The organism is Halomonas sp. PR-M31 (genome assembly GCF_001039575.1).
GTDB lineage: Bacteria > Pseudomonadota > Gammaproteobacteria > Pseudomonadales > Halomonadaceae > Modicisalibacter.
In genome coordinates, this window is sequence record NZ_JIBT01000034.1 from 73,754 (window position 1) to 84,652 (window position 10,899).

A 10,899-nucleotide genomic window follows, 5' to 3' on the forward strand; every position below is an offset into this window, starting at 1 on the left:
TTGGTCTACCTAGGGTAGCTCCTTGCCATGGTGACGCTGCGCATGACGCCGACCCATGAAGGCCATAACGCCCCCCGCCGTCACGGTAGCCATGAAGGCGATGTTGGCACTACTTGAAACGATTACACCAATCACGCCAATGACCGCCAAGGCCAAGCCCAGATAAGGGCTCTTACCGAAGAGTGTGACGGCGGCCACAATCAAGGCCACCAACGCTATGATCGCTTCCGGCCAGCCTAGTCCTGCTACGGTCTGCTCGGTAGGATCGGCTTGCATCCCGACATCAGTACCCAGATAGAGTGAAATCCCCGATGCGATGAGCGCCCAAAGCGACGCCAGAATAGCCAGAATGGCTCCGATACGATGCAGCATGCTTCCCTCCTTGGACAAATATTATTTCTGCGAACGTTCTACTGTTATCAACGATTACCTTGGTTCATTCCCCAAAAAAATCAAGCCTGTATATTACACTTCCTTACGACTGGCGACGATGGTGCGTGAAATGACGATAACCGGAAGCACGCCTACCACCACGATGACCAGTGCCGGCAAGGCCGCCATTTCAAGCAGCGAGTCCGAAGCGTATTGATAAACGTTGGTTGCCAGGGTATCGAAGTTGAACGGACGCAGCAGTAGGGTCGCAGGCAATTCTTTCATTGCATCAACGAATACTACGAGTGCCGCCGTCAACAACCCTGGTCGAATTAGCGGTAAATGTACGCGCCATAAGGTGCGCAGGGAGTTTTCCCCCAAGGAGCGCGACGCCATGTCCATGGATGGTGTCACCTTGTCCAGACTCGCCTCGATGGCGCCGGCAGAAACTGCCAGGAATCTGACCACGTAGGCGATGATGATGGCGGCCATGGAGCCGGTCAGCAGCAACCCGGTACTGACGCCGAAGGTCTCGCGCATGAAGGCGTCAACAGTATTATCGAACCCTGCCAGCGGAATCAGCACCCCAATACCGATAACGGCGCCGGGCATCGCATAGCCCAGGCTCGATAGCTTAAGGGCGTGCTGTACAGAGCGGGTGCGATCGAGTCGCTTGGCGTAGGCCAGCAGCACCCCGATGATCAGCGTCAGCAGCGCAGCCGTGATCGATAACGTAAAGCTGTTGAACGCGTATTCGACAAAGCGATCGGTCCAGGACTGTTCGAAATAGACGATGGCATGGCGCGTCAGTACGCCCACTGGGAAAACGAAGCCCAGACCGAAAGGCAGAAAACACGCCAGGGAGGCCAGCCAGCCCCAGCCTGTCGACAATCGAGGGCGCCGGTAGCAGCGAAACTGATCGCCCTTGCCGAATTGGCGTTGACGCCTGCGAGCGTGGCGCTCGATCCAGATCAGCCCCACGATGAATACCATCAGACACAGGGCGATCTGGGCAGCGCCACGCACGCTTCCCATGTTCAGCCATACGTTGAAGATGCCTGCGGTCATGGTGCGCACGGCAAAATAATCCACGGTGCCGAAATCGTTGAGTGCTTCCATCAGTGTCAACGCCAGCCCAACGGCGATGGCGGGCCTGGCGCTAGGCAAGGCAACCCGCCAAAAACTCTGAAAACCATTGCAGCCCAGGGTGCGGCTGACGTCCCTCAAGGCCGCAGACTGTTCGAGAAACGCAGCGCGAGCCAGCATGAACACATAGGGATACAGCACCAGCGAGAGCATGACCACGGCGCCGCCGAGACTTCTAATCTCGGGGAACCAGTAATCGCGAGGGGAACTCCAGCCAAACAGATCGCGCAACGCATTTTGCAGCGGGCCGGCATATTCCAGGACATCGGTATAGACATAAGCGATAACATTGGCCGGCACCGCAAAGGGCAACAGCAATGACCACTCGTAGAAGCGGCGCAGCGGAAACTGATACATCGTGACCAGCCAAGCGGTGATCACACCAATACTGCCGGTGAGCAGCGCAACGCCCAACATCAGTTTGAGGCTGGTGGCGATATAGCCTGGCAACACCGTTTCAGCCAGATGTGCCCAGACACTTCCCCCGCCGTCGTTTCCGGTAAATGCCAGAAAAATGACCGCCACTACCGGCAATATTACCAGCGCAGCCACGGACCAGGCGGCGATGAACCATCCCCAATGGGTCCCGATACGTTTCGAGGAGACGGTGCTCTGACGTTCGACGAACTCGTCTGTGGCAATCACCGTACCCTTCATCCAGCGCCTCCTTTGATAGACTTTTTGGCAACCCTTGGAACAGGCTGTTCAACGAACTCTCGCCCACTCGTTAACAGCTCTTCATCAAAAAAACAGGCTGCCGAGCGGGTCGGCAGCCTTGAGTGATACGATGATTTCACCCGTGCGCGATCACGAAATCAATCGTCGAAGCCAACCTCATTGATCAGCTCGGTCGCACGACGACGCAAAGATGCCACTTCCGCCAGAGAAACGTCATCGGCCTTGAAATCGCCCCAGGAAGCGACGGTCTCGGAGGGCTCGACGTCAGGATTGAGCGGGTACTCGTAGTTGACGTCCGCGTACATGGATTGAGCGGTCTTTTCGGTCAGAAAACGCATCAACTCATAGGCGTTTTCTTCATTGGGTGCGTGCTTGGCCAGTGCCATACCGGAAATATTGACGTGAGTGCCACGTCCGTTCTGATTGGGAAATTCGATGCGGGCGGCCTCGGCCCAGGAGCGCTGCTCTTCATCCTCCATCATCTTGCCGTAGTAGTAGGTATTGCCGATGGCAATATCGCATACCCCATCACGAATGGCTTTTACCTGGGCTCGGTCGTTGCCCTGGGGCTTGCGCGCCAGATTGTTTTTGAACCCCTCGAGCCATGTCTTGGTTTCTTCTTCACCGTGCTCGGCAATCATCGAGGCGACCAAGGCAACATTGTAGGCGTTTGACGCGGGCCGGGTACAGATACGACCTTCGAAGCGCGGATCCGCGAGATCTTCGTAGGTCTCGATCTCAGCGGGCTTCATGCGCTCGACGCTGGTGAAAAAGATACGGGCGCGACTGGTCAGCCCTACCCATTCGTTGTTTTCACCGAAATACTGCTCGGGGATATTGGATTCGATGGTTTCGTCTTCGATGGGCTGGGTCACATCCTGGTCAACCAGTTCCTGCAGGCGGCCAATGTCCACTGTCAACACGACATCCGCGGGTGAATTGCGCCCTTCCCGCTTGAGTCGTTCCGTTAGCCCCTTGTCACCAAATATGATGTTGGTTTCGATGCCCGTTTCGGCGGTGAATTCCTCAAGAAAGGGCTCGATCAGAAATGGCTGACGGTAGGAATAGATGTTGACTTCGCCGGCCTCATCCTGGGCAGTTGCCATACTGGAGGCGAAGGTTCCGGCAAATGCACCCGAGGCTGCCAGGGTAGTCACAAGCAGTTTTCTTGCAGTGGACATGGATTTCCCTTGTGGTTGTGAACTGCGGTTGCAGCTGTTGCTCGTGGGATAATTGCGAATCATTCTATTTATACTTTCATTACGCAACAACAACAACATTCAAACCCTATTAATCCTCGACCGTGACAATATGCCCAGGTTTTGACTCGGCTAGACGAGCACGCCCCTTGGCGATCGCTGCTTCCCGTGTCAAGCGGCAGCGATAGTACGCTTGAAGCGTGCAACGAAAAGCCTCTGCCCGCCGGGGCAAGCCTTCGAGGAGATACTGCTCGGCCCGTGCTTCTACTCGGGCACGAAAACGGTGGCGATCGACTGCTTCGCCATTCAGATTGTCGATACTCACCTCGAAGTGCCGTCCGCTGGCCTGGGTAAACAGTAGTTCCAGCGCCTGAGGCGCCACCTCGACGGACTCAAAAGAGCTTTGCTGCGTCTGATCACGTCCATCCGGTAGATACCAGTAGCCATAGTCCTCAAGGGTGCGACGCTTGGCCCCGGCAATGCACCAGTGACTCACCTCATGCAGGGCGCTGGCAAAGAATCCATGGGCAAAAATGATGCGATGGCATTCATGCTCCGAACCCGCGGGCAGATAGAGCGGCTCGTCAGTTCCTCGAACGAGACAGGTCTGGTAGGTATCGCGAAAAACCCCATCGAACAGTGCGATGAGGTCATTTGAACAGTGGGAAATGGAGTGTGCATGCATATCGTCATTATACGAACCAAGCATCCGAGCGGGAACCCAGGGTAGTTGCTAACATGGCGCCTTCTTGATGGTCGACGGGAGTAGCGGCATGGCAAAGTCCATCGCAACATTGGCGCGGTACAGTCGTCAGGAAAGCGCGGCGCTGCTGAAACTGGCCATGCCTATCTGCGGTGCGCAGCTTGCCCAGTCCGGGATGGGTGTTACCGATGTGATCATGTCCGGGCGGGTAAGTGCTACCGACCTGGCGGCGGTATCCGTCGGTTCCAGCCTGTGGTTGCCACTGATGCTGTTCATCACCGGTACTCTGATTGGCCTGACCCCTATCGTTGCGCAGTTGTTGGGTGGCAAGCGCAGCGAACGCATTCGACCCTATGTGCATCAGGGGCTTTGGCTGAGCCTCGTGCTAGGCATTCTCGCCGCCTTGATGCTGTGGTTTGCCATCGAGCCGATCTTTCGACTCATGGAGGTACCGGCTCGGGTTACCGAGCTTTCCTCTGCTTATCTGGCGGCGGTCGCCTTCGGCATGCCGGGGGTTGCGCTTTATCAAGCACTGCGCGCCTACTCGGACGGCATGAATCATACCCGCCCGGCCTTGTGGATCAGCCTGATTGGGCTTGGCATCAATATTCCCAGCAACTACCTGCTGATCTACGGTGGCGATGGCCTGGTAGCGCTGTTCGGTGAGATCGTGCCTTCCGGGCTCAGGGCACTGCCTGCTCTGGGTGCCGTAGGCTGCGGTATCGCCACGGCGCTTTCCATGTGGGCCATGTGTATGGCCATGCTGCTGTATACGAAGCGCAGTCGTGCTTATGCGCCGGTGGTGCTGTGGCAGACATTGACGCGTCCACACTGGACGATGATGAAGGAGCTTCTTCATGTCGGCCTGCCGATCGGGGTGGCTATCTTCGTCGAGGTAACCCTGTTCACTCTGATCGCACTACTGGTCGCAAGCCTTGGCGAAATCACCGTGGCGGCTCATCAGGTGGCACTCAACTATACCTCCGTGCTGTTCATGCTGCCTTTGTCCCTGGCCATGGCCCTTACCGTACGCGTGGGCAACACCCTAGGCATGGGCAATCCAGAGCGCGCACGTTTCGTTGCCTGGAACGGGGTGTTCGTATGCTTGCTGATAGCCTTGTTGAACGATGTAATTCTATGGCTGACCGTAAGACCCGTGCTCGAACTCTATACGGCCAATCAGAACGTGCAGGCGCTGGCGTTGTCTCTGATCTATCTCGCCATGATCTATCAGGTATCGGATTCTCTACAGGTCAACATGGCCGGCGCGCTGCGCGGCTACAAAGATACTCGCATCATCATGGTGATCACCCTTTTGTCATATTGGCTGGTGGGGCTAGGCAGCGGTCACCTGCTGGGAACCGTGGGTATTCCCGGATTTGTCGATCCCTTGGGAGTGTATGGTTACTGGATTGGATTGATCGCCGGCCTGACAGCATCGGCGCTATTACTGGGCTGGCGCCTCGAACGAATCAGCAGGAGTGTTGCGAATGGCACAAGGCAGGTTCCTCAGAGTTAAGCACTACCTTCTTTGCACGCCGATACTGATGCTGTTGACCATGGCCGCTGGCTGCGATGATAGAACTGGCGCCGATGCGCTATTCCTCGATTACCAACAGCGCATCAGTAATGGTCTTGAGGTGGACGCGCCCTCACCCCAGCGGCCGGACAACATTGCCGCCTTTCCGGCCCGGGATGAGCGTTTATTCGACATTCCCGAAACCCGCCAAGGCATGCTGGATGTCTATGCGCTACGGGAATGCGGTATCACCTCCCTGGTAGCCCAGCGGAACAATCAATTGGGCAAGGTGGCCGCTCCAAGTCAGCACTGGCTGTATGAGCTGGAGCTTTGGCGCGCGCTACGGGGCTGCTGGAATACCGATGCGGTGTCGGCTCTTGACGAAGACGATCGTCAACGTCTGCTCGATCTGACCAGAACCAAAACCTCACAGCTGCCCTCAGCAAGCTGGAATGCGTTGTTCGGTTCCAGCGAATGGATCGCCAGCTTTTCCCGGGCAAGCAACGCACTGGCACCTGATGCAGCGATTCCTCTGACGGAGTCCCTCGCCGCGCTCGACTACCTGCGCCACGCCACGCTCAATCAGTTCAATCCAGACTGGACGACCCAGTCCAGCACGTTGGAATCCCATTTATACACTCTTCAACGCGAGCCACTGACGGCTGAAATATTACGCAGCCTGATGTTGGCGACTCAGCGACTTACGGAAACCACCGCCCTGCTCGAAGCGCGATTGGCAGAGCGTCCGATCTGTTACAAGAACCATACCAATCCCAATGCAGATCGCCTGTACGACATCTTCATCGCAACGTTCATTACCGAAGTTCAACCCTATCTGGCCAGGTTGTCTCGCACATCCCGGCAATGGCTCGAAGCAATCAATGCGTTGTTAAGCGCTCATCCGATATCGCTGCCGGCCATCGAGCAGTATCGCAGACATTGGTTGTCGCTTACTGAGCCCGAGGCGCCTTGGGAGCAATTTAATCAAGCAATACAGCAACATGTAAAACTCTGGCAGGATGTATGGCGCAGCTGTGACCTGATGCCCAAAGCCTAGAATCACTCAAGGACTTAACTTTGCGTACCGAGCTGTGCTAATAGTTAATCAAGCAAGGCCAAAGCCGAATTAATGCTGCTTAGGAGGGTTGTCATGGGAATCCCACAGTCCCCCCGCACCGCCCAGGTCATCGATCTGGATGCGATGCGTCACCGGCTGAAGGCCAAGCGTCGCCTGGTGCGACTGGCACCGGAACTTGACGGGCTGGAAATGCTTTATCATCTGTCTTCGGATGCGAAAACCCTATACGGGATGCCGCTTCTGGCCTGGGGGTTGCGCGAAGATGGCGAAGTCGTGGGCCTGGTGCCCTGGATGGAGGCTCTCACGCCCTGCCACGATCTGGACGACTGCGAACAGGGATGTTTTGCCGGTTATCGCGATCCCGAGACCGATGAAATTTTTCATAGCGCCCCGGAACACAAGGTATTCGAACTCGAGCATGCCGCAGCGTATTTCGACTATGAAGAAACCAATGAGCCTACTTTGCTGCAACAGCTTCCCGATACACTAGGTACTCACGCCCTGTGCCTGAACGATGACGAAGGCCCGTGGCAGCTCAAGCAGGTGTTTGGCTGGCGACTTTACAGCAACGGTAGCGTGGAGTCGCTTCTGGTCGACTCGACCCTCGTGGACTCATATCCCGTGCTGGCGGGCGACGACTGCCTCTACCCTGGTCGTAGCCGACATTCCGTCGTCTACTTTTTCCAGCGAGCCATTGCCAATCGCATTCGACAAGAGGATCCGATCACTCTAGAAGCGCTGGCATGTATGGTGGCCACCGACGACTGAGCAAGGGATTAACGATCCGTAGGAATCAGCTAAGTCGGATAAAGTACAAATAGCGATCATCGTCTTCATGCTGGATCAGTAACTCATGACCCAGAAAGCTGCAGAACTTGGGGATATCCCGAGTAGTGGCGGGATCGGTAGCGATGACCTTGAGTATGCTGCCATCTTGCATGTCGCGGACCTGGTTGTGCATCAACATGATGGGCTCAGGACAGTACAGCCCTGATGTGTCCAGTTCTGCGTCAAAATCGGGAAAATTGCTCATTGTTCACCTCTGGAAAAGCAGATGGATGAATGGATAAGTAGATAGCATGATAAAGATTATCATCGAGCGTCGTGTCATGCATGGGCTTGAAGAAGAATACGAGCAGGCGGCAAGAGAGGTCGTTCGCGCCGCCATGAGCGCTTCTGGCTTCATTGCGGGAGAAAGCCTGCAAGAGTATCAGCGCACGGAGCACCGTATGCTCATTACTACATGGCGAGATCTGCGCGCCTGGAAAGAATGGCAACGAAGTAGCGCTCGAGAGCATGCCATGCAGCGCCTACTGCCTCTGTTGACGGAAGAAGAGCGTGTGACCGCCTACGAACATCCGTGAGTGCGGGAAAGGTCTTAGGGATATGATGCCATCAATCCAGTAGTCGCACATGCACGGTGACCTCTTCACGATCGTGATACAGCTGTTTGCACCGTATCTGCGCACGTACCCCCGCCTGTTTCAGACTCTCCTCGAGCCGGGTCATGCAGCGGCAAACCTCTTTCCAGCGCTGCTTCATGGGCAGCTTGAGATTGAAGATCGCTTCTCGACACCAGCGCCGCACCAACCAGCGTTCGATCATTTCAATGACCCGTATCGGCTTGTCGACGATATCGCATACCAGCCACTGAAGTGTCTGTGGCGGTTGCCAAGAAAAACCATCTTCGCGCAAGTGCTCGACTTGCCCGGTGGCCATCAACGTTTTGTCCATGGGGCCATTATCGATGGCAAAGACGAACATCCCCTGCCTTACCAGTTGATACGTCCACCCTCCCGGCGCCGCCCCCAGGTCTGCTGCCTGCATGCCTTGGCAGATACGCGTTGACCACTGATCCTTGGGTACGAAGATATGCCAGGCCTCTTCAAGCTTGAGGGTCGAGCGGCTGGGCGCATCATGAGGAAACCGCAGACGTTTGACGCCTCCTGGATACTCACTGCGATTACCGGGAAAGCTCATGCCAAGCTGTACGTGATCGCCTTGCGTCCAGAACAGATGCAGCCGACGTCCTCCCGCCTTGCGCCGCAAGGCACCACGCCTACGTAACTGCGATTCCAGCGGTCTTTGCAATGCCTTCAACAACCCGGCCAGCGCCTTGGCATCATTGGTGTCAGGAGTTTCCTGCCACAGTGACTCGAAGCTCCAGCCACTGGCAACCACTTGCTCTATGATAGGCGCAAGACGATTGTCTCGTGGCAAGACGTCAAGTGGTGCAAGCGCGAGCAACGACTGCCGGGCGAAGACCAGAATGTCGAGAGCGAGTGCCCGGTGCAATTCGTTACCCGGCATCTCATCCGACAGCACAAACCGAATGAATCCATTGCCTTTTTGAGCGACAGGGTAACCCCTATAACCAAATGACGCTGCCCTATCGGTGATTTCAGCGCTTAGGTCTTCTTCAAAGCCCGAACGGCAATAGAAAAGTAGCTGGTTGGGAATACACATGGGCTCGCTTCAGTCAGGCTTGAATATTCCTCGCAGAATACAGTGATCGTTGCTTCCGTCATATCCACATGGATAAGTAAGCCGTATCTTATTCTTCCACTGTCGGTTTCAAGCATGGGGTATACGCTTGGTGCATACCCCCTAATGCATTATATTGGTGCCCCTACTTCATTTTTCACTCTCATCTTAGGATAGGCTTGATGGACTATATTCATGACACTTTATCTGGGCTTCGTCAGAGTAGCCCTGCTCAAAAAGAATTCTACCAGGCCGCTGAGGAAGTACTCGATTGCTTGCGTCCGCTTCTCGAACAGAACCCTTACTACCATGACCATGCAATCATCGAACGTATTGTCGAACCCGAACGTCAGATCATGTTTCGAGTCTGCTGGACCGATGATGCAGGCAAGGTGCACGTCAACAAGGGCTATCGCATCCAATTCAATTCTGCCCTAGGACCCTACAAAGGTGGCCTACGTTTTCATTCCAGCGTGAACGCAAGCATCATCAAGTTCCTGGGCTTCGAGCAAATATTCAAGAACGCGTTGACCGGTCTACCCATCGGCGGTGGCAAAGGAGGATCGAACTTCGATCCCAAGGGCAAATCGGACACTGAGATCATGCGTTTTTGCCAAGCTTCATGAGCGAGCTCTATCGTCATATCGGCCCCAACACCGATGTTCCTGCAGGGGATATTGGCGTTGGAGGACGCGAGATCGGTTACATGTTCGGTCAATACAAACGACTAACGGGACAATACGAAGGCGTATTGACAGGCAAGGGGCTCGACTGGGGTGGCTCGCTGGGTCGTAAAGAGGCCACCGGCTATGGCACCGTCTACTTTGCCCAGGACATGCTCACGGCCCGAGGTGAAGAGATAAAGGGCAAGACGTGTCTCGTTTCTGGAGCAGGCAACGTCGCTATCTACACGATCGAAAAGCTTCTTGAACTTGGCGCCTTGCCGATCAGCTGTTCGGATTCCAACGGAACCATTCATCATCCTGAAGGGATCGATCTCGATACGCTCAAGCTGCTCAAGGAAGTAAAACGCAGCAGTCTGCGAGAATACGTCGAGCATCACCCTCAAGCGACGTTCATTGATATCAAGGATTACCCTGAAGACGGCCATGCGGTCTGGCGGATCAAGGGTGAACTGGCTTTTCCTTGCGCAACCCAAAATGAAGTCACCGAGGCCGATGCGACTGCATTACTGAACAACGGTGTTTACTGCGTAAGCGAAGGATCCAACATGGCCTCGACAGCTGAAGCCGTCAGTCGATTGCTGGAAGCGCAGATTGCTTATGGTCCTGGAAAAGCAGCCAACGCGGGCGGCGTAGCGACCAGTCAGCTCGAGATGGCGCAAAACAGCAGCATGCAGCAATGGTCACTTGCTAAAGTCGATAAAAAACTGCGTACCGTAATGGCAGACATTCATCGCCGATGTGCCGATACCGCGAAAGAGTTCGAACAACCTAATAACCTAGTGCTTGGCGCCAATATAGCCGGCTTTCGAAAAGTGGCCGATGCCATGATTGCCCAAGGCCACTGTTAATCTTTTTCTCTTGCTTCGAACGAGCCTGCTATCGGGTAGGCTCGTTGCCATTTTACCTGGCTTTTAGGTAAATAGACGAGCAAGCGAGCAAACACAAAAAGCCCCCAGCGTCGTTGACGCTGGGGGCTCGGATAGATGCCTGACGATGACCTACTCTCACATGGGGAGACCCCACACTACCATCGG

At 55.4% G+C, this 10,899-nt stretch carries 10 protein-coding genes and 1 pseudogene; 5 read left to right on the forward strand and 6 right to left on the reverse strand.

Annotation, left to right across the window (positions count from 1 at the left end):
* Window positions 1-9 precede the first annotated feature (9 nt).
* The 4 genes from CH74_RS10495 to CH74_RS10510 all read right to left on the reverse strand — a co-directional run bounded on the left by CH74_RS10495 (window position 10) and on the right by CH74_RS10510 (window position 4,080).
* Window positions 10-372 carry a hypothetical protein gene (locus CH74_RS10495; RefSeq protein WP_048307405.1) on the reverse strand — a complete coding sequence of 121 codons (363 nt, stop codon included), beginning with the start codon at window positions 370-372 and terminating at the stop codon, window positions 10-12.
* A gap of 93 nt (window positions 373-465) precedes the next feature.
* Window positions 466-2,175 carry an iron ABC transporter permease gene (locus tag CH74_RS10500; RefSeq protein ID WP_053070717.1) on the reverse strand — a complete coding sequence of 570 codons (1,710 nt, stop codon included), beginning with the start codon at window positions 2,173-2,175 and terminating at the stop codon, window positions 466-468.
* A 158-nt stretch (window positions 2,176-2,333) separates the two neighbouring features.
* Complete coding sequence (locus CH74_RS10505; protein WP_082140383.1) at window positions 2,334-3,377, reverse strand: Fe(3+) ABC transporter substrate-binding protein; 1,044 nt, start codon at window positions 3,375-3,377, stop codon at window positions 2,334-2,336.
* A 109-nt stretch (window positions 3,378-3,486) separates the two neighbouring features.
* Window positions 3,487-4,080, reverse strand: coding sequence for an elongation factor P hydroxylase (locus tag CH74_RS10510; protein WP_048307422.1), 594 nt, complete (start codon window positions 4,078-4,080; stop codon window positions 3,487-3,489).
* Between the two features lie 88 nt (window positions 4,081-4,168).
* On the opposite strand from CH74_RS10510, the gene CH74_RS10515 reads away from it, so the two are divergent.
* The 3 genes from CH74_RS10515 to CH74_RS10525 all read left to right on the forward strand — a co-directional run bounded on the left by CH74_RS10515 (window position 4,169) and on the right by CH74_RS10525 (window position 7,463).
* Entirely contained in the window at window positions 4,169-5,617 is a 1,449-nt protein-coding gene (locus CH74_RS10515) for an MATE family efflux transporter (protein ID WP_048307406.1), read from the forward strand.
* Window positions 5,589-6,674 carry a DUF3080 domain-containing protein gene (locus tag CH74_RS10520; RefSeq protein WP_048307407.1) on the forward strand — a complete coding sequence of 362 codons (1,086 nt, stop codon included), beginning with the start codon at window positions 5,589-5,591 and terminating at the stop codon, window positions 6,672-6,674. Before CH74_RS10515 ends, CH74_RS10520 begins: the two co-directional genes overlap by 29 nt.
* A 93-nt stretch (window positions 6,675-6,767) precedes the next feature.
* The gene (locus tag CH74_RS10525; RefSeq protein ID WP_048307408.1) at window positions 6,768-7,463 is read left to right on the forward strand and encodes a hypothetical protein; all 696 of its coding nucleotides are present in this window, start codon (window positions 6,768-6,770) and stop codon (window positions 7,461-7,463) included.
* A 25-nt stretch (window positions 7,464-7,488) separates the two neighbouring features.
* On the opposite strand, the gene tusA is transcribed toward CH74_RS10525, so the two are convergent.
* Window positions 7,489-7,728: a sulfurtransferase TusA gene (tusA, locus tag CH74_RS10530; RefSeq protein WP_048307409.1), complete on the reverse strand. Its 240-nt coding sequence runs from the start codon at window positions 7,726-7,728 to the stop codon at window positions 7,489-7,491.
* A gap of 46 nt (window positions 7,729-7,774) precedes the next feature.
* Between tusA and CH74_RS10535 the strand changes: the two genes are divergently transcribed.
* A complete protein-coding gene (locus CH74_RS10535; protein ID WP_048307410.1) occupies window positions 7,775-8,059 on the forward strand; it encodes an antibiotic biosynthesis monooxygenase in 285 nt (94 codons plus the stop codon).
* Between the two features lie 31 nt (window positions 8,060-8,090).
* On the opposite strand, the gene rlmM is transcribed toward CH74_RS10535, so the two are convergent.
* Window positions 8,091-9,161, reverse strand: a complete 1,071-nt coding sequence (gene rlmM / locus CH74_RS10540; RefSeq protein ID WP_048307411.1) for a 23S rRNA (cytidine(2498)-2'-O)-methyltransferase RlmM — start codon at window positions 9,159-9,161, stop codon at window positions 8,091-8,093.
* Between the two features lie 200 nt (window positions 9,162-9,361).
* On the opposite strand from rlmM, the pseudogene gdhA reads away from it, so the two are divergent.
* A pseudogene (gene gdhA, locus CH74_RS10545) lies at window positions 9,362-10,713 on the forward strand (NADP-specific glutamate dehydrogenase).
* Window positions 10,714-10,899: the final 186 nt, after the last annotated feature.